The 22876-nt window shown below is 57.4% G+C and carries 23 protein-coding genes; 18 read left to right on the forward strand and 5 right to left on the reverse strand.

Features of this window, described 5'->3' with window-relative positions:
• Window positions 1-441: 441 nt before the first annotated feature.
• Complete coding sequence (locus tag ACOTX1_RS19425; RefSeq protein ID WP_023315242.1) at window positions 442-1395, forward strand: nickel/cobalt transporter; 954 nt, start codon at window positions 442-444, stop codon at window positions 1393-1395.
• Between the two features lie 33 nt (window positions 1396-1428).
• Here the strand turns inward: ACOTX1_RS19425 and proP are convergent, their stop codons facing one another.
• On the reverse strand, window positions 1429-2931 hold the full coding sequence (proP, locus tag ACOTX1_RS19430) for a glycine betaine/L-proline transporter ProP (RefSeq protein ID WP_003860199.1): 1503 nt from the start codon (window positions 2929-2931) through the stop codon (window positions 1429-1431).
• 645 nt (window positions 2932-3576) lie between these two features.
• Here proP and kdgT point away from each other — a divergent pair.
• A complete protein-coding gene (gene kdgT / locus ACOTX1_RS19435; RefSeq protein WP_003860201.1) occupies window positions 3577-4569 on the forward strand; it encodes a 2-keto-3-deoxygluconate transporter in 993 nt (330 codons plus the stop codon).
• Window positions 4570-4605: 36 nt separating this feature from the next.
• Here kdgT and ACOTX1_RS19440 read toward each other — a convergent pair whose 3' ends face one another.
• Both ACOTX1_RS19440 and crfC read right to left on the reverse strand, forming a co-directional pair.
• Window positions 4606-5484, reverse strand: a complete 879-nt coding sequence (locus ACOTX1_RS19440; RefSeq protein WP_023315241.1) for a diguanylate cyclase regulator RdcB family protein — start codon at window positions 5482-5484, stop codon at window positions 4606-4608.
• Window positions 5481-7835, reverse strand: coding sequence for a clamp-binding protein CrfC (crfC, locus tag ACOTX1_RS19445; protein WP_023315240.1), 2355 nt, complete (start codon window positions 7833-7835; stop codon window positions 5481-5483). The genes ACOTX1_RS19440 and crfC overlap by 4 nt, the downstream gene beginning before the upstream one ends.
• A gap of 591 nt (window positions 7836-8426) precedes the next feature.
• Between crfC and ACOTX1_RS19450 the strand changes: the two genes are divergently transcribed.
• The 16 genes from ACOTX1_RS19450 (at window position 8427) to phnP (ending at window position 20108) form a co-directional block, all read left to right on the forward strand.
• Entirely contained in the window at window positions 8427-8762 is a 336-nt protein-coding gene (locus tag ACOTX1_RS19450; protein WP_003860206.1) for a zinc ribbon domain-containing protein YjdM, read from the forward strand.
• An 80-nt stretch (window positions 8763-8842) separates the two neighbouring features.
• Window positions 8843-9274: a VOC family metalloprotein YjdN gene (gene yjdN, locus ACOTX1_RS19455; RefSeq protein ID WP_023315239.1), complete on the forward strand. Its 432-nt coding sequence runs from the start codon at window positions 8843-8845 to the stop codon at window positions 9272-9274.
• A 173-nt stretch (window positions 9275-9447) separates the two neighbouring features.
• Window positions 9448-10236: a phosphonate ABC transporter ATP-binding protein gene (phnC, locus tag ACOTX1_RS19460; protein WP_003860210.1), complete on the forward strand. Its 789-nt coding sequence runs from the start codon at window positions 9448-9450 to the stop codon at window positions 10234-10236.
• Window positions 10237-10258: 22 nt separating this feature from the next.
• Window positions 10259-11275 (forward strand): phosphonate ABC transporter substrate-binding protein, encoded by a 1017-nt coding sequence (gene phnD, locus ACOTX1_RS19465; RefSeq protein WP_003860211.1) that lies wholly within the window; start codon window positions 10259-10261, stop codon window positions 11273-11275.
• Window positions 11276-11328: 53 nt separating this feature from the next.
• Entirely contained in the window at window positions 11329-12108 is a 780-nt protein-coding gene (gene phnE, locus ACOTX1_RS19470) for a phosphonate ABC transporter, permease protein PhnE (RefSeq protein WP_023302942.1), read from the forward strand.
• A 20-nt stretch (window positions 12109-12128) separates the two neighbouring features.
• The gene (gene phnF, locus ACOTX1_RS19475) at window positions 12129-12854 is read left to right on the forward strand and encodes a phosphonate metabolism transcriptional regulator PhnF (RefSeq protein ID WP_003860215.1); all 726 of its coding nucleotides are present in this window, start codon (window positions 12129-12131) and stop codon (window positions 12852-12854) included.
• Window positions 12855-13307 carry a phosphonate C-P lyase system protein PhnG gene (gene phnG, locus ACOTX1_RS19480; protein ID WP_003860217.1) on the forward strand — a complete coding sequence of 151 codons (453 nt, stop codon included), beginning with the start codon at window positions 12855-12857 and terminating at the stop codon, window positions 13305-13307.
• Entirely contained in the window at window positions 13304-13888 is a 585-nt protein-coding gene (gene phnH / locus ACOTX1_RS19485; RefSeq protein WP_003860219.1) for a phosphonate C-P lyase system protein PhnH, read from the forward strand. Before phnG ends, phnH begins: the two co-directional genes overlap by 4 nt.
• The gene (locus ACOTX1_RS19490) at window positions 13888-14952 is read left to right on the forward strand and encodes a carbon-phosphorus lyase complex subunit PhnI (RefSeq protein ID WP_023315237.1); all 1065 of its coding nucleotides are present in this window, start codon (window positions 13888-13890) and stop codon (window positions 14950-14952) included. Before phnH ends, ACOTX1_RS19490 begins: the two co-directional genes overlap by 1 nt.
• Window positions 14945-15790 (forward strand): alpha-D-ribose 1-methylphosphonate 5-phosphate C-P-lyase PhnJ, encoded by an 846-nt coding sequence (phnJ, locus tag ACOTX1_RS19495; RefSeq protein WP_006810438.1) that lies wholly within the window; start codon window positions 14945-14947, stop codon window positions 15788-15790. Before ACOTX1_RS19490 ends, phnJ begins: the two co-directional genes overlap by 8 nt.
• Complete coding sequence (gene phnK / locus ACOTX1_RS19500; RefSeq protein ID WP_003860225.1) at window positions 15787-16542, forward strand: phosphonate C-P lyase system protein PhnK; 756 nt, start codon at window positions 15787-15789, stop codon at window positions 16540-16542. Before phnJ ends, phnK begins: the two co-directional genes overlap by 4 nt.
• A gap of 9 nt (window positions 16543-16551) precedes the next feature.
• Complete coding sequence (gene phnL, locus ACOTX1_RS19505) at window positions 16552-17232, forward strand: phosphonate C-P lyase system protein PhnL (RefSeq protein WP_003860227.1); 681 nt, start codon at window positions 16552-16554, stop codon at window positions 17230-17232.
• The gene (gene phnM, locus ACOTX1_RS19510) at window positions 17229-18365 is read left to right on the forward strand and encodes an alpha-D-ribose 1-methylphosphonate 5-triphosphate diphosphatase (protein WP_003860229.1); all 1137 of its coding nucleotides are present in this window, start codon (window positions 17229-17231) and stop codon (window positions 18363-18365) included. Before phnL ends, phnM begins: the two co-directional genes overlap by 4 nt.
• On the forward strand, window positions 18362-18913 hold the full coding sequence (gene phnN, locus ACOTX1_RS19515; RefSeq protein WP_086527943.1) for a ribose 1,5-bisphosphokinase: 552 nt from the start codon (window positions 18362-18364) through the stop codon (window positions 18911-18913). The genes phnM and phnN overlap by 4 nt, the downstream gene beginning before the upstream one ends.
• Window positions 18906-19340 carry an aminoalkylphosphonate N-acetyltransferase gene (gene phnO / locus ACOTX1_RS19520; protein ID WP_003860233.1) on the forward strand — a complete coding sequence of 145 codons (435 nt, stop codon included), beginning with the start codon at window positions 18906-18908 and terminating at the stop codon, window positions 19338-19340. The genes phnN and phnO overlap by 8 nt, the downstream gene beginning before the upstream one ends.
• 9 nt (window positions 19341-19349) lie before the next feature.
• A complete protein-coding gene (gene phnP, locus ACOTX1_RS19525; protein WP_003860235.1) occupies window positions 19350-20108 on the forward strand; it encodes a phosphonate metabolism protein PhnP in 759 nt (252 codons plus the stop codon).
• 52 nt (window positions 20109-20160) lie between these two features.
• Here phnP and yjdP read toward each other — a convergent pair whose 3' ends face one another.
• Complete coding sequence (yjdP, locus tag ACOTX1_RS19530) at window positions 20161-20484, reverse strand: DDRRRQL repeat protein YjdP (RefSeq protein WP_023315236.1); 324 nt, start codon at window positions 20482-20484, stop codon at window positions 20161-20163.
• Between the two features lie 69 nt (window positions 20485-20553).
• On the reverse strand, window positions 20554-22833 hold the full coding sequence (locus tag ACOTX1_RS19535; protein ID WP_023315235.1) for a hybrid sensor histidine kinase/response regulator: 2280 nt from the start codon (window positions 22831-22833) through the stop codon (window positions 20554-20556).
• Window positions 22834-22876 lie beyond the last annotated feature (43 nt).

A 22876-nucleotide genomic window follows, 5' to 3' on the forward strand; every position in this document is an offset into this window, starting at 1 on the left:
GTTCACTCGTTGAGACTTGGTATTCATTTTTCGTCCGAGGACGTTAAGAATCCATGTCACTTTGAGTGCCCACACAGATTGTCTGATAAATTGTTAAAGAGCAGTGCAACGCGGCTTTCGCTCACCGTTGCGAGGTGGCGTATATTACGCTTTCCTCTTTCAGAGTCAACCCTGATTTTCAGGATTTTTTCTCTTCAACCGACCGGGTTGTTTGTGAAGTGATTCACATCCGCCGTGTCGATGGAGGCGCATTATAGGGAGTTCCCGAGCGACCGCAACAGAAAAGTTGCAAAAAAATGACTGATTGCTGTATTCCCCAGCAAAACCCCGCCTTATACCTTTTTACGCACAGACTTATCCACAATCCATTGACGATCCCGGTGTGATCCAGCGATTTGAACACTATACTAGCGGCAAATATTTCTCTCGCGGGTCAACCTCATGACGACACAACGACTTCAACGTGACTGGCGTCTCCCAACCGCCGGGCTCGCCGTGCTGGTGTTACTTATGGCAGGTTTTGCACTGCATGGGCACTGGAATGCTTTTATTCAGTGGTGCCTCGCCACCCAGATCACCCTGCACCGTTATCTGGTGATGTATTTGCTGCAACTTAATAATCATCAGTACAGCGGTGGGCTGTGGTTGTTAACCGGTGCGTTTCTTTATGGTGTACTCCATGCCGTTGGACCGGGACACGGCAAATTCATCGTCACCACGTATCTCACCACCAATAAAGAGAGCCAGCTCGCGGCGCGCGTCGTACCGTTTATCGGTAGCCTGATGCAGGGCGTCAGCGCAATCGCCTTTGTCTTTATCCTGGCGGTTGGATTGAACTTCGCGTCAGGGGATATCAGCACCAGCCGTTGGTACGTCGAGAAAATCAGCGCCCTAGTGATTGCCGCCTTCGGTGCATTTATCATTTATCAGGCGCTCAGCAGCCTGCGTCCGCGCAAAATGGCGATTAGCGCCATCAAGCCGCTTCACCAGCATAATGAACATTGTGGCTGCGGCCATCACGGCGTAGGGGTGGATCTGGCTAAAAGCGACTGGAAAACCCGTCTGGGCGTGGTGCTGGCCATAGGCGCACGCCCGTGCAGCGGGGCAATTATGATCCTGATGTTCTCGAATGCGCTCGGCATTATTAGCTGGGGGATTGCTGCTGTGATGACAATGTCGCTGGGCACGGCGCTGTCGATTATGGGGCTGTCGCTGGCAGTACGTTACGCACGTGAACGCACAGTAGCCTGGTTTGGTGGCGGCACGTCCCTGAACTGGATAATGCCGATGGTCAAAATTGCCGGAGGGGTTGTTCTGATACTGTTCGCGACGGTCCTGTTCCTGACGGTGATCCCCGTCAGCGCTGGCGGCGACTACATCGCCGCAGGATGCTAATAAAAGAAAACCCGCCAGCGGCGGGTTTTTTTATCACTCGTTAATTCTCGGATGCTGGTCAACCAGGCGAGAACGTTTTTTCTGGAGCGCCTCGATCTCTGCGTCAATATCTTCAATCTTCTGCTCTACATTATCGTAGTGCTCACGCAGGATCTCTTTCGCTTCCTGAATATCAGACGCCGCAGGCGTTGCCCCTTTCAGGGGACGATTCGCCGTCTCCTTCATGGTAATACCGGTAATCAGGCCGACCACCGCAATGACCATCAGATAGTAAGCAGGCATCATCAGGTTTTGCGTGCTCTCCACCAGTGAAGCAGCAAGTGTCGGCGTCAGGCCCGCAATCAGAACGGAGATATTAAAGGCTGCCGCCAGCGCACTGTAGCGAATATGCGTCGGGAACATTGCCGGCAGCGTAGAAGCCATCACCCCGATGAAGCAGTTAAGGATCACTGCCAGCATCAGCAGACCGGCGAAAATCAGCCCCAGCACATTGCTGTTAATCAGAATAAAGGCCGGAATTGCCAGTGCGAACAAGGCGACGCTGCCGAGAATAATGAATGGCTTACGGCCAAAGCGGTCGCTCAACAGACCCATAATCGGCTGCACAAACAGCATACCTACCATGATGGCGATAATAATCAGCACACCGTGGTCTTCCGAGTAGTGCAGGTTATGCGACAGGTAGCTCGGCATGTAGGTCAGCAGCATGTAATAGGTGACGTTGGTGGAAATCACCAGACCAATACAGGTCAGCAGGCTGCGCCAGTGTTTGGTCGCAATCTCCTTGAACGACACTTTCGGGCCATCCTGTAACCCTTCACGGTCACCCTGCTCCAGCTTTTCAACGTGCTGCTGGAACGCAGGCGTCTCTTCCAGGGCGTGACGCAGGTAAAGCCCAATGATGCCCAGCGGCAGCGCCAGGAAGAACGGAATACGCCAGCCCCAGTCAAGGAAGTTCTCTTCACCCACTACGGTTGAGATCAGAACGACAACCCCCGCGCCCATGACGAATCCGGCAATCGAACCAAAGTCCAGCCAGCTGCCCATAAAGCCGCGTTTACGGTCCGGAGAATATTCGGCGACAAAAATCGATGCACCGGTATATTCGCCGCCAACGGAGAAGCCCTGCGCCATCTTACAGATCAACAGCAGAATCGGCGCCCATATACCAATAGTCGCATACGACGGAATAAGGCCGATACAGAATGTACTTATCGACATGATGACAATGGTAATAGCCAGGATTTTCTGGCGACCATATTTATCACCCAGCATGCCGAAGAAAAGACCACCAAGAGGGCGAATCAGGAAGGGAACGGAGAACGTACCCAGCGCGGCAATCATCTGCAAGCTGGGATCGGCACCGGGGAAGAACACTTTACCAAGTGCATAGGCCACAAAGCCGTAAACACCAAAATCGAACCACTCCATCGCATTACCGAGCGAGGCCGCTGTAATCGCTTTGCGCAGTTTCGCGTCATCAATAATGGTGACATCGCGCAGCGTGATGGGTTTTACTTTTTTCCTTCTAAGCATAGCTTTCCTCGTAGACTCAGCCCCGTCCGTTTCACAGCGCATTTTGCAAGCTGTGAACCAGAGATCCGCTCCATGCGAATCTCCTTATTCAAGCGTAGCAGGTTTACTTACATTGACGTTTTACCTCAATACAACCGAACCTGTTGACGCCTGTCTGGGCAGTTAAAGACCTTTTTACCCTACCAGCGTTTATATATGTGATCAACTTCACATATATTTTTCCTGTTCGTAAGATGCCTTCAGCTTTTGTCAATTCACGATAAGTAAGGTCATTCTCAACCCCCTTATCAAACAGATCTTAACGCCCGTTATTATTCATTCCCAAACAAAATACAATCACATTTCTTCACAGCGAATTTACACAAAATTTAATTATTAATCGTGGGCAATCCTGTTTCCATTCAATATGTGACGGAGATAACTAAAACAGCGTTTCGTTTTGATTGAATCGCAATTCCAAAGATCGCATGATAAATCCGAACACGATATCTCAGCGGCTTTCAAATGAAGGAATACTGAACGCCTTAATTTCACTTTACAGCATAAGTAACGAATCGATTGGCCTCCAAAAAGGCAATCATTTGAATTTGTTGATCTATTTTTGAGATTTCCGCCAGCCACGCGGGCGAGATGTGAGGGTTAATGATGAAGATTAAAGCAACTATAGAACGCATCCCGGGCGGGATGATGCTGGTCCCGCTGGTACTTGGCGCGATATTAAATACGCTGGCCCCGAATACCGGTGCTTATTTTGGCGGTTTTACAAAAGGTATGATCACCGGAACGGTACCGATTCTGGCAGTCTGGTTCTTTTGCATCGGCGCATCTATTAACTTGCGTGCAACAGGTACGGTATTACGTAAATCAGGGACGTTGGTCATTACTAAAATTGCGGTCGCCTGGGTTGTTGCCATGATCTGTGCGATGTTCATTCCGGAGAATGGAATTCAGACTGGCTTCTTCGCCGGATTATCCGTTCTGGCCATTGTCTCAGCAATGGATATGACCAACGGCGGTCTCTATGCCAGCCTGATGAATCAATATGGCACCAAAGAAGAATCGGGCGCGTTCGTGCTGATGTCCCTGGAGTCGGGTCCACTGATGACGATGTTGATTCTGGGTTCTGCTGGCCTTGCCTCCTTTGAACTACACCATTTTGTCGGGGCGATCCTGCCGTTCCTGATTGGTTTTGCGCTGGGTAACCTCGATCACGATCTGCGCGATTTCTTCAGCAAAGCCACCCCGGTACTGATCCCGTTCTTCGGCTTCGCGTTGGGCAATACCATCAACCTGAACGTAATTCTGGAAACCGGCCTGCTGGGTATTGTGCTGGGTGTTGCCGTCATCGTCATCACGGGTATTCCGCTGATTATTGCAGACCGCGTCATCGGGGGCGGCAACGGAACCGCGGGTGTGGCCGCCTCTTCGGCCGCAGGCGCTGCGGTAGCCAACCCGGTGATTATCGCCCAGATTAACCCGGCCTTTGAACCCGTAGCCGCTTCCGCCACGGCTCTGGTTGCCGCCAGCGTGATTGTGACGGCAATTCTGGTCCCTATCATCACGGCACTGTACGCCAGACGCTTTGGGCATGTGCCTGAGTCCCGGACAGAACATGAAGCGGTAGAAATGCACCACTAACCCTTTCGCCCCCCTCTTTAAAAAGAGGGGGGGCAATCACGTACCAAATATCTCTTCCACCATGCCATCCACAAGCCGTTTTGCCGAACAGAGTCTTGGCATCCCCAGCGCGACCGTTTGCCAGCTCTGCGTCACTGACCAGCTCACCGGATGTTTTTCCGCCTGACACCAGTCCCCCAGCCAGCCCAGCATATCTTTATAATCAATCAGACTGGGAGAAGCGGGCGTCGTCAGCCACTGATGGTAAAAATGCCGGGTGGTGGGAGAAGCATTAATCTCCTGTGCCAGATAATTTGCGGCCATGCTGCGCAGGTTATCTTTCAGCATGGCCGCCACATCACTATTCGCCAGACGACAGGCATCGCCAAACGCCCCCCAGCGCAACTCTTCCAGCACGATAAAGCAGCGGCCAGCCAGCGACCAGCCGTCATACTGCCCGGCTCGCCAGCGGGTAAAAATTTGCTCGCTGTGCTCACCCGCCTGAACCGTAAGACCGCGCTGCGCGAGCGCTTTCTCTTTATAGGCGGCACGCTGGTTGAAATGTGCGGAGAGCTCCTCGTACTGTTGCAACAATCCGGGAGGTTGAGGGAGGCGTGGATTCACCTGCTGGCGCAGGGCTACCAGCCTGTCGGACATACGGGTCAGCGCAAGGTGTCCGGGGTCGAGCATACCGGCAAGTTTCTCCGCCAGACCCAGCCGCAGTGCTGCATTTTCGTTGAGCATTCCCGCCATTGCCCACGGCCGCAGCCGGGTCTGCGTAATGATCTCCTGCGTCAAACGCTCACGAAATTGTAGTTGCTGTGGCCCCAGGAGGGCGTGACGTGCAGCATCCGCCCCCTGGACCAAATCGACCATAAATTTTGGATGAATACACTCCAGCGTCCGCCCGGGACCGTCCAGTAGCTGTGTTGTCATGGTTGCTCTGCCGCGAATAAGGTTTGAATATCATCGCGTAACAGTCGGGTATCTTCCTGAATCCACGCCGCAGTGGTCATACTTTGCTTCAACAACTGGCTAAGCGCCCGGGTTGAATGCTCATTCTGCTGCCGAACGGCAAGGCTATCACGCAAGCTTTCCTGTAACCCAGTCAGGCACAACGAAAACTCTGCAAAGAACGTTGCCATACCTGCCGTAACAGAGACATCGACCTGCGCGGCCAAAGCTTTACGAATTTGATCGCAAAACTGATCGGTATGTTGCGTAAATTTGCCATGAAGCTGAGCGATGTCGATGACATAGCGTGTGCGCGTCACGACATACTCCTCCCAGCCCCAGCCGGGATTATTGAGCCAGCGCGAGACGGTATTACGTACGCTGCCTGCCCCTGCTGGCTGACTGGCGGGAGGGGTGTCCTGCACAATGGCATCATTAAATAACCCGCGCGTATTGAAATTAAGCTGGTTTGCCTGAAACGCCGGGAAGCTAATCCGCGCCCGAAATCCGGCATGACTGAGCTGTTCCTTAATTCGCGTCTCGATGGGTCGCATCGCCTCATTCAACGATCGGGCGAGCGTAGACTCCAGCTGATCGAAGCGTAACGCCAGCTCCCGGCCAATTCTGCTCTGCGCATTCAGCATAATCTGCTCGCATGACGATCGGATCTTGCTCAGGACAATCTGCGCATGCCCTTCATCGTCAAGCACCAGCTGCTGGATCGCATCCGCGTCGTCTTCACGCAAACTGGATGGCTCGCGGCCTGCTAAGTCAAGAATAGACGGGCGGCTAAAAATGTCGCCCAGCGCCTGGTGAAGTTCATCTTTCTGGCGAAGCAGAAAAGCATCCGTTGCGTTGAGCGCCTCTTCAACTTCATGCTGGACCTCATCGCTCACCACGCTCTGCCGCTGACGCAGCATCGTCATATCCTCTTCCAGGCGCGCAATATTCAGCTCCAGCTCATCAAAAGCGACCGTCAGTCCCTGATGGCGAAAGTCCAGGTATTCTCTGGCATTTTGCGCATAGTTCAGCAGCTTATGCGATGCCGACCGTAAAGCGAACAGTGAGGCGTTGGCGTAAGCCGCGTAAATCAGTTTGCGGATGGGCTGTTCGAACAGCGAATCCTCCCACAGCAGATCCGCCGCATGGCGAATATGGCCAATATCGTCCAGGTCGGCCGTTCGCCAGCGGCGGCCCAGCGCGGCCTCGGCAAAATCCTGTACCCAACGCTGATCCTGATGATCGGGAAGGCGCCCATGGACGTTCATCTCATAGCGGGCGCGGTTTGCCAGATAGGCCCACATGGAAGAGACCGGATAAATTTGCCCCGGAGAAATATTCCCTTTCATCAGCGTGCCGGAAATCATCGCCCGCACCTGCTCTTCATCGTCGCTATTACGATCTTTCTGATCGAATTTGTTGACCAGGGCGTAAAGCGGCACGGATTTCCCGGCAGCCGAAATTGCCTGACGAACCTCAGCATCAGAAATGGATTTAAGCTGGGTGTAGTCCATCACCGCCAGAACGGCGGAGGCGCGCGCCAACTGCTCATTGAGCATTTTTTGCAGGTGCGGCTGACCGGCCTCGTTCGGCCCCGGCGTGTCGAGCAGCGTCAGTTGCCCCAGGTGCGCATCCAGACCGGCGAGATGCACAAACTCCACCTCAATCACCGGAATATGTTCAATCGCGGCATACTCAGAGAACGGAAACTCCACGCCCAGCGCCTGAGAAAGCCGCACCAGATCGTTCAGGCTTTTCAGACAATGAAAGATGGGCTCCGCGCCCAGGTGATGTTTTTCAAACGCCTCACCTCTTTCTATGCGCTCCAGCAGCGTATTCATGTCCTTGTCGATTTCCAGACGCCGCGCCAGCTTGCCGCGATCTTTATCGCACAGTTTTTTCTGCAACTGGGTAATCAGGGTATCGATGGGCGAAACGTGCAAAAAATGCAGCACCGGCTCCTTCTGGCCCGGCGTATGGCGGATCAGCGTGGGAAGCGCCGTCATCGGACGATTGCGGTTCGGCAGCACTTCCGTGCCCACAATCGCATTAATGGTGGTCGATTTTCCCGCTTTCATGGTACCCACAATCGCCAGTACCATTTCGAGGCGGGTTATTTTGCGTAATTCATTATTCAGCATCGCCTGCTGAGCGTCGACACCTCGTGCGCTAAAATGCAATGGCAAAACGTTGTTATTAACGCCGCTCATGGCAGCGGTTGTGCTATCCAGTTTTGCAATCGGCATAGATTTTAATGAATCAAGATTGTTCAGAGCGAGCTGTAACAAACGTTCAGCTTCCTGGCTTAATTCAAATATGGTCTGTGTGTGCATGATAAAAGCCTTCCCTTAACGCAAATTTATTACTTTTATTAAGCCACGATGTTTTAATTATACTTTTCAGGCTTATATGATCTCGTATGGAAAACATGTTCATTTAATACAACTAACTGAAGATAATGAGAATTTAAAACCCACCCTCGTAATACGTGTAAAACATCCCCTGGCCAGAAAGCCAAAAGTGAATAGACAAAACGCATTTTCAGGAAACATCAGGATATATCATCGTTATTTACCCACCAAAAAAGAGAGGTATTCCCTGACGCCAAAAGATGTATGTCGTCAGAGGAGGGTAGATAAATAACGGCTTGTTCCTTCACCTTATCCGAAATGGCACAGCGTAGCAATTTGCTGTAATAAAATATTCGATACATTTAGCATGATTACGATCTCTGCCGTTCAGGGCATACGCTTCCCTTAATTCACTGACAGTTCGTGTCATCGCTTGCGCATTTATGCGCTATTTTTATAAAACAATATCACCGACAAAAGTGGGGATTTGCGTTATACTCGCTGCCTTTTTCGGCACACTGCCGTCATTTAGCTGGCGTTTTCCAGCGTGTTAACACTTTTGAGGATACCCACATGCAACTTCCACACTGCCCGAAATGCAATTCTGAATACACCTATGAAGACAATGGCATGTTCGTTTGCCCGGAATGCGCCCATGAATGGAACGATGCGGAGCCTGCGCAGGACAGCGATGCGCTGATCGTGAAAGACGCGAATGGCAACCTGCTGGCAGACGGCGACAGCGTTACCGTTGTGAAAGATCTTAAGGTAAAAGGCAGCTCCTCCATGCTGAAGATCGGCACTAAAGTTAAAAATATCCGTCTGGTTGAAGGCGATCATAATATTGACTGCAAAATTGACGGCTTCGGTCCGATGAAACTGAAATCTGAGTTCGTGAAAAAGAACTGATTGTCCCGCCCGGTGACGCTTCGCTTACCGGGCGTTCGGGAACTACACTTAACGGGCTTTTCTTACGTGAGGTAAAGATTATGCCGTTAAGTCCCTACATCTCTTTCGCCGGCAACTGTGCGGAGGCGGCCGCCTTCTATCAGCAGGCCGTCGGCGCAGAACTCCTCTACAAAATCACCTTCGGCGAAATGCCCAAAGACGAAAACAGCGAAGAAGGCTGTCCGTCAGGCATGAACTTCCCGGATACCGCCATCGCCCACTCTAATGTCCGCATTGCCGGAAGCGATATCATGATGAGCGATGGTCTGCCACCCGGTAGCAGCACGCAGTACGCCGGATTTACGCTGGTGCTCGACACGCAGGACGTGGATGAAGGCAAACGCTGGTTCGACAACCTCTCTGATGGCGGCAATGTCGAAATGGCCTGGCAGGAGACTTTCTGGGCGCACGGATTCGGGAAAGTCACCGATAAATACGGCGTGCCGTGGATGATTAACGTCGTTAAATCGTAGGCCGCATAAGCGCAGCGCATCCGGCAACAGCGCCCGGTGGCGCTGCGCTGGCCGGGCCTAGGGTGATTGTCATCAAACTCCCCTCAACTCTTCAAACTCCCGCAACCAACACTTAACCTGAATGTCATATTGATGCGCCAGCATGAGGCCACATTTATCGTGAGGCCGGGCACATGCAAACTGTCATTCGCGTCGAGAAACTGAGCAAAACCTTCCATCACAACAAGGCGCTGCATGCCGTTGATCTGACCGTCCAGCAGGGCGAAATGGTGGCGCTGTTGGGGCCGTCTGGTTCAGGTAAATCCACCCTTCTTCGTCACTTGAGCGGCCTGATTACCTGTGACAAAACGCCGGAAAGCCGCGTCGAACTGCTGGGGAACACCGTGCAACATGCGGGGCGTCTGGCGAGCGATATTCGCAAAAGCCGCGCTCAGACGGGCTATATCTTTCAGCAGTTCAACCTGGTGAACCGCCTGACCGTGCTCGAGAACGTGCTGATTGGCGCGCTCGGCAGCACCCCGTTCTGGCGCACCTGCCTGCGCTGGTTCTCCCCATCCCAGAAGCAAGAAGCCTTACAGGCGCTGACCCGCGTCGGCATGGCGCATTTCGCCCACCAGCGCGTCTCCACGCTCTCCGGCGGACAGCAGCAGCGCGTCGCCATTGCCCGCGCCCTGATGCAGAAAGCCAAAATTATCCTGGCCGATGAACCTATCGCCTCGCTGGATCCGGAGTCCGCCCGCATCGTGATGGAAACCCTGCGCGACATCAATCAGAACGACGGCATCACCGTGGTGGTGACGCTGCATCAGGTGGATTACGCCCTGCGCTACTGCGAGCGCATCGTCGCCCTGCGTCAGGGACATGTGTTCTTTGATGGCGCAAGCCACCAGTTTGATAACGAACGTTTTGACCATCTCTACCGCAGCGTAAACCGCGTCGAAGAGCGCGCGCAGGCTGCATAACGACCCATAACGAGGAATGGAAATGAGCTATAAAACGGTTGCCGCGCTGGCCTTCACCAGCATGTTCAGCATCAGCACCCTGTTAAGCCCGGCCCACGCCGAGGAGCAGGAAAAAGCACTGAACTTTGGCATCATTTCGACAGAATCACAGCAAAACCTGAAACCCCAGTGGGAACCGTTCCTGAAAGATATGGAAACCAAACTGGGGATCAAAGTGAACGCGTTCTTCGCCCCGGATTACGCGGGCATCATTCAGGGAATGCGCTTCAACAAAGTCGACATCGCCTGGTATGGCAACCTCTCTGCTATGGAAGCGGTAGATCGCGCGAACGGCCAGGTGTTCGCCCAGACCGTTGCGGCAGACGGCTCTCCGGGCTACTGGAGCGTGCTGATTGTTAACAAAGACAGCCCGATCAACAACCTCAACGACATGCTCGCCAAACGCAAAGAGCTGACCTTTGGTAACGGCGACCCGAACTCTACCTCCGGCTTCCTCGTCCCTGGCTACTACGTCTTCGCGAAAAACAACGTCTCCGCCAGCGACTTTAAGCGCACGGTCAACGCCAGCCACGAAACCAATGCCCTGGCCGTGGCGAATAAGCAGGTTGACGTTGCTACCAACAACACTGAAAACCTCGACAAGCTGAAGACCTCCGCGCCGGACAAGCTGAAGGAAATCAAGGTTATCTGGAAATCACCGCTGATTCCGGGCGACCCGATCGTGTGGCGCAAAAACCTCTCCGAGAACACCAAGGACAAGGTCTACGACTTCTTTATGAACTACGGCAAAACGCCGGAAGAGAAAGCGGTTCTGGCACGTCTGGGCTGGGCACCGTTCCGCGCGTCCAGCGATTTGCAACTGGTGCCGATTCGCCAGCTGGCGCTGTTCAAGCAGATGCAGGGCGTGAAGGACAACAAAGGCCTGAAGGACGAAGAGAAGACCAGCAAAGTGTCGGAAATTCAGGCGCAGCTGGACGATCTCGACCGCCTGACCGCCGCGCTCGGCGCCATGACCAGCGTGAATAAAGCGGTGCAGTAACGCCTTTCTCCCTCTCCCTCAAGGGAGAGGGGACTAAACCCAAAGGAGCCAACATGCAAACCATCACCCTCCCGCCGCCAAAACGCAGCTGGTTCTCGCTCATAAGCTGGGCTGTTCTGCTGGCGGTGCTCGTTATCTCCTGGAAGGGCGCGGAGATGGATCCGCTGCTGCTCTTCAGGGACTCAGGCAACATGGCGACCTTCGCCGCCGACTTCTTCCCACCGGACTTCAGCCAGTGGCAGGACTACCTCGGTGAAATGGCGATCACCCTGCAAATTGCCGTCTGGGGCACCGCCCTCGCCGTGATCCTCTCCATTCCATTTGGCCTGATGAGCGCCGAAAACATCGTGCCATGGTGGGTTTACCAGCCGATGCGCCGCCTGATGGACGCCTGTCGCGCCATCAACGAAATGGTCTTTGCGATGCTATTCGTGGTCGCCGTCGGCCTGGGTCCGTTCGCGGGCGTGATGGCGCTGTTCATCCACACCACCGGCGTGCTCTCCAAGCTGCTCTCCGAAGCGGTTGAAGCCATCGAGCCCGGCCCGGTGGAAGGCATCCGGGCAACCGGAGCGAACAAAATCGAAGAGATCCTGTACGGCGTCCTGCCGCAGGTGATGCCGTTGCTCATCTCCTATTCCCTGTACCGCTTCGAGTCCAACGTTCGCTCCGCCACCGTGGTCGGCATGGTGGGCGCAGGCGGCATTGGCGTCACCCTGTGGGAAGCGATTCGTGGTTTCCAGTTCCAGCAAACCTGCGCCCTGATGGTGCTCATCATCGTCACCGTCAGCCTGCTGGATTTCCTCTCTCAACGTTTGCGTAAGCACTTCATCTGAGAAGCGAGGCTTTGATTGGTATGCACTTATCCAGACATCCGACCAGTTACCCCACCCGCTGGCAAGAGATTGCGGCAAAGCTCGAAGTGGAGCTGCGCACGCACTATCGCTGCGGAGACTACCTGCCTGCCGAGCAGCAGCTTGCCGACCGCTACGAAGTGAATCGTCACACCCTGCGTCGTGCCATCGATCAACTGGTGGAGCGCGGCTGGGTCCAGCGTCGTCAGGGCGTCGGCGTGCTGGTGCTGATGCGTCCGTTTGACTACCCGCTTAATGCCCAGGCGCGTTTTAGCCAGAACCTTCTCGATCAGGGCAGCCACCCCACCAGCGAAAAGCTGCTGTCTGTCCTGCGCCCGGCCTCCCGCCACGTGGCGGACGCGCTGGGGATTCAGGAGGGCGACAACGTCGTTCACCTGCGCACGTTGCGCCGGGTGAACGGCGTGGCGGTCTGTCAGATCGACCACTACTTCGCGGACCTCACCCTCTGGCCCGTTCTGCAACATTTCGCCAGCGGTTCCCTGCATGATTTTCTTCAGGACGCGACGGGTATCGTGCTCAAACGCACCCAGACGCGCATCAGCGCCCGCCGCGCGCAGGCGAAAGAGAGCAAGGTGCTGGAGATCCCCAACATGGCCCCGCTGCTCTGCGTGCGCACCCTCAACCACCGTGACGGCGACGTCAACGCAACGGAATACTCCGTCAGCCTGACCCGCGCCGACATGATTGAATTTACCATGGAGCACTGAATGCACTTCGACACCTCCACTCGTCAGCGCTGGATGCGCGTGCTGGCCCACAGCCAGCCTGCTGCGCTGGCTGCCCGCATGAACGCGCTCGGCCTGACGCCGGATTACGACACGATCCGCGCGCCGGAGATCGGCCTGGTGCAGATCCAGGCACGCATGGGCGGCACCGGCGAGCGCTTCTTCGCCGGCGATGCCACCCTCACCCGCGCGGTGATCCGCCTGAAAAGCGGCACGCTGGGCTACGGCTACGTACTTGGGCGCGACAAAACGCACGCCGAGCGCTGCGCAGCGATCGACGCGCTTTTACAGGAACAGCCGCATTTTCAGACGTTAATGGAAACCCTTATTGCCCCGCTGGAAGCCGACCGCGCCGCACGCCTTGCCGCGCGTCAGGCCGAAGTGAATACCAGCCGGGTCGACTTCTTTACGCTCGTTCGCGGAGACAACGCATGACGCTTCAACCTGCTTTTACCCTGGCCGTCCAGGATGCCCAACAGAGTTTCCGTCGCCTGCTGAAAGCCATGAGCGAGCCGGGCGTCATTGTCTCGCTGCACCAGCTCTCCCAGGGCTGGCTGCCGCTGAACCTCGCCTCGACCAGCGTGCTGCTGACCCTGGCGGACAACGACACCCCGGTATGGCTGTCAGGCGCATTGCTGAACGATATCGCCAGCCAGAACCTGCGCTTTCACACCAACGCGCCGCTGGTCGAGCAGCCCCAGCAGGCGGTCTTCGCCGTGGCCGACGAGCAAATCAGCCACGAACAGCTTAACGCCCTGAGCGAAGGCAGCGCCGTCGCACCAGAAACCAGCGCTACGCTGATTTTGCAGGTCTCCAGCCTGAGCGGTGGCCGCATGCTGCGCCTGACGGGTGCAGGGATTGCCGACGAGCGGATGGTCGCCCCCCAGCTGCCGGAGTGCATCATTCATGAGCTGACCGAGCGCCCGCATCCGTTCCCGCTCGGTATCGACCTGATCCTGACCTGCGGCGAGCGCCTGCTGGCGATCCCGAGAACCACTCACGTGGAGGTGTGCTGATGTACGTTGCCGTCAAAGGGGGCGAGAAGGCGATCGCCGCCGCCCATGCCTTGCAGGCGCACAGACGCCGGGGGGATGACGCCTTACCCGAGCTGAGCGTCGCCCAGATTGAACAGCAGTTAAACCTGGCCGTCGACCGCGTGATGACCGAAGGCGGCATCGCAGACCGCGAGCTGGCGGCGCTGGCGCTGAAACAGGCCAGCGGCGATAACGTGGAAGCCATTTTCCTGCTGCGCGCTTACCGCACTACGCTTGCGAAGCTGGCGGTAAGCGAGCCGGTGAAAACGGCGGAAATGCGTTTAGAGCGCCGTATTTCTGCGGTGTACAAAGATATTCCTGGCGGCCAGCTGCTTGGTCCGACCTACGACTACACCCATCGCCTGCTGGACTTCAGTCTACTGGCGAACGGTGAAACACCGCAGCTCAGCGTCTCTGACGCTGAACAAGACGCCTCCCCGCACGTCTTTAGCCTGCTGGCAAACCAGGGGCTGGCGAAGGCGGAAGAAGACACCGGCAGCACACCGGATGACATCACTCGCACGCCGCCGGTCTATCCCTGTTCGCGCTCGTCCCGCCTGCAACAGCTGATGCGCGGCGATGAAGGGTATCTGCTGGCGCTGGCCTACTCCACGCAGCGCGGCTACGGGCGCAACCACCCGTTCGCGGCAGAGATCCGCAGCGGTTATCTCGATGTCGAAATTGTGCCGGAAGAGCTGGGTTTTGCGGTGAACATCGGCGAACTGCTGATGACCGAGTGCGAAATGGTCAACGGTTTTGTCGCGCCAGAGAATGAAGATCCGCATTTTACCCGCGGCTACGGGCTGGTGTATGGCCTGAGCGAGCGCAAGGCGATGGCGATGGCGCTGGTTGACCGTGCGCTCCAGGCGCCGGACTACGGCGAGCATATTGCAGGCCCGGCACAGGACGAAGAGTTCGTGCTGGCCCACGCGGATAACGTTGAGGCCGCCGGCTTTGTCTCGCACCTCAAGCTGCCGCACTACGTCGATTTCCAGGCCGAACTGGAACTGCTGAAACGCCTGCAACGGGAGCGCGCCAATGGCTAACTTAAGCGGCTACAACTTTGCCTATCTGGACGAGCAAACTAAACGCATGATCCGCCGCGCCATCCTTAAGGCTGTGGCGATCCCCGGCTACCAGGTGCCGTTCGGCGGCCGCGAAATGCCGATGCCCTACGGCTGGGGCACCGGCGGTATTCAGATCACCGCCAGCGTGATCGGCGAAGCGGACGTGCTGAAGGTCATCGACCAGGGGGCAGACGACACCACCAACGCCGTGTCGATCCGCAACTTCTTTAAGCGCGTAACGGGCGTCAACACCACTGAAAAAACCGAAGACGCGACGCTGATCCAGACCCGTCACCGCATTCCGGAGACCCCGCTGACTGAAGATCAGATTTTGATTTTCCAGGTGCCGATCCCGGAGCCGCTGCGTTTTATCGAGCCGCGGGAAACCGAAACCCGCACCATGCACGCCCTGGAAGAGTACGGGATCATGCAGGTCAAACTGTATGAGGACATCGCCCGCTTCGGCCATATCGCCACCACCTACGCCTATCCGGTGAAGGTGAACGGCCGCTACGTGATGGACCCGTCGCCGATCCCGAAATTCGATAACCCGAAGATGGACATGATGCCCGCCCTGCAACTTTTTGGTGCCGGACGGGAAAAACGCATCTACGCCGTACCGCCGTACACCCGTGTGGAGAGCCTGGATTTTGACGATCACCCGTTTACGGTGCAGGAGTGGGACGAGCCGTGCGCCATCTGCGGTTCGAAGCATAGCTATCTGGATGAAGTGGTGCTGGACGACACGGGCAAACGGATGTTTGTCTGCTCCGACACCGATTACTGCCGCCAACAGAGCGAGGCGAACAGCCAATGAAACCGCTGCTTTCGGTTAATAACCTGACTCACCTTTATGCACCGGGCAAAGGCTTTAGCGACGTGTCGTTTGAGCTGTGGCCGGGCGAAGTGCTGGGCATTGTCGGCGAGTCCGGCTCCGGTAAAACCACCCTGCTGAAGTCCATCTCCGCGCGCCTGACGCCGCAGAATGGCGACATTTTGTATGAGGGCGTGTCGCTGTATGGCATGAGCGAAGCCGAGCGCCGCCGCCTGCTGCGCACCGAGTGGGGCGTGGTGCACCAGCACCCGATGGATGGCCTGCGCCGCCAGGTCTCGGCGGGGGGCAACATCGGCGAACGGCTGATGGCCACCGGCGCGCGCCACTACGGCAACATCCGCGCCACGGCGCAGCACTGGCTGGAAGAGGTTGAAATCCCCGCCTCGCGCATCGACGACCTGCCGACAACCTTCTCCGGCGGCATGCAGCAGCGTTTACAGATTGCCCGCAATCTCGTCACCCATCCGAAGCTGGTGTTTATGGATGAACCGACCGGTGGGCTGGACGTCTCCGTGCAGGCGCGCCTGCTGGATCTGCTGCGCGGCCTGGTGGTGGAGCTGAACCTGGCGGTAGTGATTGTCACCCACGATTTAGGCGTTGCGCGCCTGCTGGCGGACCGCTTGCTGGTGATGAAGCAGGGTCAGGTGGTGGAAAGTGGGCTGACCGACCGCGTGCTCGACGATCCCCATCATCCGTACACCCAACTGCTGGTGTCCTCGGTATTACAGAATTAAGAGGCCAACATGATCCACGTTGAAAATGTCAGTAAAACCTTTGTGCTCCACCAGCAAAACGGTGTCCGCCTGCCGGTACTGCAAAATGCCTCATTAGAGGTCAGCAACGGCGAATGCGTGGTGCTGCATGGCCATTCCGGCAGCGGAAAATCCACCCTGCTGCGCTCCCTGTACGCCAATTATCTGCCGGACGAAGGCCATATCCATATCCGCCATAACAATGAATGGGTTGATCTGGTCCAGGCTCCCGCGCGCAAAGTGCTGGAAGTACGCCGCTCGACGATCGGCTGGGTCAGCCAGTTCCTGCGGGTGATCCCGCGGATCTCCGCCCTGGACGTGGTCATGCAGCCTCTGCTGGATCTCGGCGTGCCGCGCGAAACCTGCGCCGCTAAAGCCGCCAGCCTGCTGACGCGTCTCAACGTACCGGAGCGTCTGTGGCACCTCGCCCCGTCGACCTTTTCCGGCGGCGAGCAGCAGCGCGTCAACATCGCCCGCGGCTTTATCGTCGATTACCCGATTTTACTCCTGGATGAACCCACCGCCTCGCTCGACAGTAAAAACAGCGCAGCGGTGATAGAACTGATCGAACAGGCCAAAGCGCGCGGCGCGGCGATCGTCGGGATCTTCCACGACGACGCCGTACGCCATCGCGTGGCGGACAGACTGCACCCGATGGGGACAAACGTATGATTATCAATAATGTCAGGCTGGTGCTGGAAAATGAGGTCGTGAACGGCTCGGTTGAGGTGCGGGACGGTGTCATCCGCGCCTTTGCCGAAACCCAGAGCCGCTCACCGGACGCGATGGACGGCGAAGGCGGCTGGCTGCTACCGGGGCTGATTGAGCTGCATACCGATAATCTCGATAAATTCTTCACCCCGCGCCCGAAGGTGGACTGGCCTGCGCATTCAGCGATGAGCAGCCACGACGCGCTGATGGTCGCCAGCGGCATCACCACGGTGCTGGACGCGGTGGCGATCGGCGACGTGCGCGACGGCGGCGATCGCCTGGAGAACCTGGAGAAGATGATCAACGCCGTGGAGGAGACGCAAAAGCGCGGCCTCAACCGCGCCGAGCACCGCCTGCACCTGCGCTGCGAGCTGCCGCACCACACCACCCTGCCGCTGTTTGAGAAGCTGGTGGGCCGCGAGCCGGTCTCGCTGGTTTCCCTGATGGATCACTCACCGGGACAGCGCCAGTTCGCCAACATTGAAAAGTATCGCGAATACTATCAGGGCAAATATTCTCTCAGCGACGCGGAGATGGCGCGCTACGAAGAAGAGCAGCTGGCGCTGGCGGCCCAGTGGTCGCAGCCGAATCGCCTCTCCATTGCCGCTATGTGCCGGGACCGTAATATTGCCCTGGCCAGCCATGATGACGCCACGCACGATCACGTGCGCGAATCCCACCAGCTTGGGAGCGTGATCGCCGAATTTCCCACCACGTTCGAGGCGGCAGAAGCATCGCGTAAGCATGGCATGAACGTCCTGATGGGCGCGCCGAACATCGTACGCGGCGGGTCGCACTCCGGCAACGTGGCGGCAAGCAAGCTCGCCTCGCTCGGCCTGCTGGATATCCTCTCCTCTGACTATTACCCCGCCAGCCTGCTGGACGCGGCGTTCCGGGTGGCGGACGACGAGGGCAACAGCTTCACGCTGCCACAGGCGATTCGCCTGGTGACAAAAAACCCGGCCAGCGCGCTCAACCTTCACGATCGCGGTGAGATTGCCGAAGGCAAACGGGCAGACCTGGTGCTGGCGCACCGCAAGGGCGAGCACGTTCATATCGACCACGTCTGGCGTCAGGGAAAAAGGGTGTTCTGATGGGAAGACTCATCTGGTTAATGGGCCCGTCCGGCTCCGGGAAGGACAGCCTGCTGTCGGCGTTACGGCAGCGGGAACATTCACAGCTGCTGGTAGCGCACCGCTACATTACCCGCGCGGCAAACGCCGGGAGTGAAAACCATATCGCCCTGAGCGAGCAGGAGTTTTTTACCCGCGCCGGGCAAAACCTGCTGGCGCTGAGCTGGCATGCCAACGGTTACTACTATGGCGTCGGCATCGAGATCGACCTCTGGCTGCACGCGGGCTTTGACGTGCTGGTCAACGGCTCGCGGGCGCATCTCCCGCAGGCTCGCGCCCGGTACGAAGCGGCGTTGCTCCCGGTCTGTTTGCAGGTTTCCCCGGACGTTCTGCGTAGCCGGCTGCAAAAGCGGGGGCGCGAAAACGCGCGCGAGATCGACCAGCGGCTGGAACGGGCGGCGCGTTACACCCCGTCGGGTTGCCATCTCCTCAATAACGACGGAAGTTTGCTACAGTCAGTCGAGACCTTTCTATCGCTCATTCGCCAGAAGGTGAAACAACATGCCTGACTGCCAGCTTCGCCCCGCCACCGCCGACGATGCGCCGATCGTTTACGCGCTGATCTGCGAACTTAAGCAGGCCGAGTTCGATCATCAGGCGTTTCACGCCGGGTATCTGGCCAACTTGCGGGATCACAATATGCGCTACCAGCTGGCCGAGCTGGACGGGCAGATCATCGGGATGATCGGCCTGCATCTACAGTTTCACCTGCACCACGCCCGCTGGATCGGCGAGATCCAGGAACTGGTGGTGATGCCGCAGGCGCGCGGATTAAAAGTGGGCAGCCAGCTGCTGGCCTGGGCAGAGGACGTCGCACGGCAGGCAGGCGCCGAGCTGACCGAGCTTTCCACCAGCGTGAAGCGCGTGGACGCGCACCGTTTTTATGTTCGTGAAGGGTATACGCAAAGCCATTTCCGCTTCACCAAACCGCTGTAGAGGTGCGTTATGAGTCTGACGATCACGCTGACAGGAACCGGAGGGGCGCAGCTGGTGCCGGTGTTTGGCTGCGACTGCGCGGCGTGCCGACGGGCGCGTTTACAGGAAAATTATCGCCGTCGCCCCTGTAGCGCGGCGGTGAAATTCAACGATGCGGTCACCTTGCTGGACGCGGGTATTCCACACCTGATGGACGACTGGCCTGCGGGCAGCTTCCAGCAGTTTTTGCTTACCCATTATCATATGGATCACGTTCAGGGGCTTTTCCCTCTGCGCTGGGGCGTAGGCGCCACCATTCCCGTCTACGGTCCGCCAGACGAGGCAGGCTGTAACGATCTGTTCAAACATCCGGGCATCCTGGATTTCAGCCACACGGTGGAGCCATTTGTGACGTTTGAACTTCAGGGCTTGCGGGTCACGCCGCTGCCGCTCAACCATTCAAAACTCACGTTTGGCTATCTGCTGGAGTCCGCCCACAGCCGCGTGGCGTGGCTTTCTGATACCGCCGGACTGCCGGATAAAACGGTGACGTTTCTGCTAAACAATCAGCCGCAGGCGATGATTATCGACTGTAGCCATGAACCGCGCCCGGAGACGCCGCGCAACCATTGTGATTTGAATACGGTGATTGCGCTGAACGAGGTGATTGGCTGTCCGCAGGTGATCCTGACGCATATCAGCCATCAGTTTGACGTGTGGATGATGGATAACCCGCTGCCGTCCGGCATTGAAGCGGGGTATGACGGGATGGTGATGGTGCTGGATTAGGTTTTCTCCCTCTCCCGTGGGAGAGGGTTGGGGTGAGGGCAACAGGCCGCACTTAGCCGCGATCGTAATCGTCTTCCAACCTGCGCTCGTCCTCTTCTAACCGACGCCTGTCGTCGTCCAACTGACGCTGACGCTCGTCTAAACGGCGGCGTCTGTCTTCGAGCTGCCGACGACGATCGTCGTACTGTCGGCTGTCGATTTGACGGCTGCGGTCGTAACGATCGTCGTCATCGTCATTACGGCTGCTGCCGGGGTTATAGGCGTCGTTGATCGCCTGCTGAATATTGCCAATAGCATCATCAATCACATCGGCATGCGCCAGTTGGCTGGTTAAAGTCAGCAGACCCAATAACAGAGCGGTAGAGTAACGTTTCATAAGGCCAGACTCGCAGGTGAACTGGCCTTAAAGTAATGACTGGCTGTTAACGGGAGTAGCGGAGGAATCTCAAATTACCATCACCTTCCGCAGTGCCTGCGCCAGCTGCTGGCGGGTAAACGGCTTACGCAGTAACGGAACGTCCGGCAGCTGTGGGTTATGCGCCGGGCGCAAATCCTGCCCGCTGATCAGCAGCACCGGCAACTGCGGATAGTGGCTGCGTACATGGCCGATCACCTCCGCACCGCTCAGGCCGCCCGGCAGCATCAGGTCGCTGATAAACATGCCGATATCCGGTGATGCGTCCAGCATGTTCAGCGCCTGCTCGCCGTTTTCGGCTTCGAGCGTCAGGTAGCCAAGCTGGTGCAGTTGCTCACACAGGGTATGCCGCACGCCCGCCTCATCTTCCAGGACCAGCACAAGCAGCTCACTTTCTGTCGGGGCCGTGGTCGCCAGCGCGGCATCATTGGAGAACGCGGGCAGCGTCGAGCGCGGCAGCTGGAGCCGCACGGTGGTTCCCTGCCCCGGCGCGCTTTCGATCTCAACGCGCCCCCCGGACTGACGCACAAAGCCGTACACCATCGACAGCCCTAATCCGCTGCCGCTGCCGGTCTGTTTGGTGGTGAAGAACGGTTCAAAGACCTGCGATTTCACCTCCTGCGACATCCCACAGCCGTGGTCAATCACCTCCAGCGCGACCATATCTTGCCTGCGCCCGTCGCTGCGGGTCACACGCTGGTTCCAGGTGCGGATTTTAATCACACCGTTTTGCCCCTCCATTGCATCACGGGCGTTCATCACCAGGTTGATAATGGCGTTTTCCAGCTGGCTGACGTCAATCCATGCGGGCCAGGCCGGGGTTTGCGCTTCAATATCCAGCGTCAGCGTGGCGGGAAGGGAGTGCCGCATCAGCTCGCTCAGGTTCTCCAGCAGCGGCTTCATCTCTACCGCATGGGGTTGCAGGGATTGCTTGCGCGAGAAGGCCAGCAGACGCTGGGTGAGCATGGCCCCGCGTTCCGCGGCTTTGAGCGCACGAGTGATGCGCGGCGCGTCCGGTGACGCTGAATCGGTCAGCTCCAGACTGCCGATAATCACCGCCAGCAGGTTATTAAAATCATGCGCCAGACCGCCCGTCAGTTGCCCGACCGCCTTCATTTTCTGGCTGTGCAGCAGCGCCTCCTCCAGCCCCTGACGTTCGATGCGGTCGACCTCCATCTGCGAGGTCTTCTCCTTAAGCAGCCGCGTGGTGTGCTCCAGCGAAGCGGTATTGCGTGCAAAAACGTTAAACGCGCGCGCCAGTTCCCCCAGCTCATCACGCCGCTGTAGTGCGGGCACCGACACATTCTGCTCTCCGTGAGCGAGGCGCGACATTGCCCTTGAGATAGCCGTCAGGTTGGAGCCCAGATTGCGATAAATATACCAGCAGGCGCAGCCGGTGATGATCAGCGCCAGCACCGCGAAAACGCTGATAAACACGCTGATGGAGCGCAGCTCCTGGTGACTTTGGGCGGTACGCAGCCGGGAGGCCTGTGCCACCTGTTCAACGTACTGATTGATGTCGCGGTTTAATATCGCTACCAGCGCCTTGATGTGGAACATGTACCAGCTGATGGACAGATCGCTCTCTTCCAGCTGCTTCGACAGTGGCGCGAGCTTGCGCAGCTCATCATTAAAATCCGGGAGCACCAGGTTGACCACCGGTTGCAGGGCGCTCGCGGGTAACATCGCGGTTACTGCATCCAGCTGCTGCACCGTGGCGCGCGGTGAAGGGGTATCAATGGCGGCAACGATCAGCCTGTCCATCTCAGCAAGCTGCCGGGGGTCTGGCACATTGCTCGCGTAACGACGGTTGATATCCTGCAAATGACGCAGGTAGCTTTGGCTTTGATACAGCGCGCTGAGCAGCGCGTTACGCTCCAGATGCCGTTTTTGCCCGCGCTCCAGCATTCCCGTCACGCTCTGCTGTAACTCATTGCTCCTGCGAATAATACGCGTCACCAGCGCCGGCTCCTGCTGCGCCAGCGGCGCATCGGCAAGCTGCTCCAGCGAGTGGCGCAGCGCCATCTGCGTCTGTTTAAGCCGCTCAGCTTCGCCTTTGTACTCCAGCGCACCGACCACCTGCGACAGCCGCACCGCCGCCGTTGCCACATTGGCCGTGTCGCGCGCGAGGTTCATGCTGCCGGTCATGTCATCCAGCGTTTGCTGCTGCACCTGCTCCTGGATCTGGCTGGCATGACGAAAGCCGAGCACCGCCACGCCGCTGACCATCAGCGTTACCGCCACTACCAGCAGGTTAAATATCAGCAGGCGACCGCGGGCGCTGGTGAAGAACGGGGGGCGTGATGGCATGGGTTTGGGCTCCTCTGCGGTTTGGTGCCCTCACCCTGGCCCT

Origin of the sequence: Enterobacter cloacae complex sp. IR5401 (assembly GCF_049238425.1) — a bacterium.
Lineage (GTDB): Bacteria > Pseudomonadota > Gammaproteobacteria > Enterobacterales > Enterobacteriaceae > Enterobacter > Enterobacter hormaechei_C.

What these genes read in the sequence shown, in the direction of transcription:
- ACOTX1_RS19450 (WP_003860206.1), top strand. Translation starts at nt 8,427, where the DNA reads ATGCAACTTCCACACTGCCCGAAATGCAATTCTGAATACACCTATGAA.
- phnM (WP_003860229.1), top strand. Translation starts at nt 17,229, where the DNA reads ATGATTATCAATAATGTCAGGCTGGTGCTGGAAAATGAGGTCGTGAAC.
- phnG (WP_003860217.1), top strand. Translation starts at nt 12,855, where the DNA reads ATGCACTTCGACACCTCCACTCGTCAGCGCTGGATGCGCGTGCTGGCC.
- ACOTX1_RS19440 (WP_023315241.1), bottom strand. Translation starts at nt 5,484, where the DNA reads ATGACAACACAGCTACTGGACGGTCCCGGGCGGACGCTGGAGTGTATT.
- phnE (WP_023302942.1), top strand. Translation starts at nt 11,329, where the DNA reads ATGCAAACCATCACCCTCCCGCCGCCAAAACGCAGCTGGTTCTCGCTC.
- phnL (WP_003860227.1), top strand. Translation starts at nt 16,552, where the DNA reads ATGATCCACGTTGAAAATGTCAGTAAAACCTTTGTGCTCCACCAGCAA.
- phnK (WP_003860225.1), top strand. Translation starts at nt 15,787, where the DNA reads ATGAAACCGCTGCTTTCGGTTAATAACCTGACTCACCTTTATGCACCG.
- ACOTX1_RS19535 (WP_023315235.1), bottom strand. Translation starts at nt 22,833, where the DNA reads ATGCCATCACGCCCCCCGTTCTTCACCAGCGCCCGCGGTCGCCTGCTG.
- ACOTX1_RS19490 (WP_023315237.1), top strand. Translation starts at nt 13,888, where the DNA reads ATGTACGTTGCCGTCAAAGGGGGCGAGAAGGCGATCGCCGCCGCCCAT.
- phnO (WP_003860233.1), top strand. Translation starts at nt 18,906, where the DNA reads ATGCCTGACTGCCAGCTTCGCCCCGCCACCGCCGACGATGCGCCGATC.
- phnD (WP_003860211.1), top strand. Translation starts at nt 10,259, where the DNA reads ATGAGCTATAAAACGGTTGCCGCGCTGGCCTTCACCAGCATGTTCAGC.
- proP (WP_003860199.1), bottom strand. Translation starts at nt 2,931, where the DNA reads ATGCTTAGAAGGAAAAAAGTAAAACCCATCACGCTGCGCGATGTCACC.
- yjdN (WP_023315239.1), top strand. Translation starts at nt 8,843, where the DNA reads ATGCCGTTAAGTCCCTACATCTCTTTCGCCGGCAACTGTGCGGAGGCG.
- yjdP (WP_023315236.1), bottom strand. Translation starts at nt 20,484, where the DNA reads ATGAAACGTTACTCTACCGCTCTGTTATTGGGTCTGCTGACTTTAACC.
- ACOTX1_RS19425 (WP_023315242.1), top strand. Translation starts at nt 442, where the DNA reads ATGACGACACAACGACTTCAACGTGACTGGCGTCTCCCAACCGCCGGG.
- phnJ (WP_006810438.1), top strand. Translation starts at nt 14,945, where the DNA reads ATGGCTAACTTAAGCGGCTACAACTTTGCCTATCTGGACGAGCAAACT.
- kdgT (WP_003860201.1), top strand. Translation starts at nt 3,577, where the DNA reads ATGAAGATTAAAGCAACTATAGAACGCATCCCGGGCGGGATGATGCTG.
- crfC (WP_023315240.1), bottom strand. Translation starts at nt 7,835, where the DNA reads ATGCACACACAGACCATATTTGAATTAAGCCAGGAAGCTGAACGTTTG.
- phnP (WP_003860235.1), top strand. Translation starts at nt 19,350, where the DNA reads ATGAGTCTGACGATCACGCTGACAGGAACCGGAGGGGCGCAGCTGGTG.
- phnH (WP_003860219.1), top strand. Translation starts at nt 13,304, where the DNA reads ATGACGCTTCAACCTGCTTTTACCCTGGCCGTCCAGGATGCCCAACAG.
- phnF (WP_003860215.1), top strand. Translation starts at nt 12,129, where the DNA reads ATGCACTTATCCAGACATCCGACCAGTTACCCCACCCGCTGGCAAGAG.
- phnC (WP_003860210.1), top strand. Translation starts at nt 9,448, where the DNA reads ATGCAAACTGTCATTCGCGTCGAGAAACTGAGCAAAACCTTCCATCAC.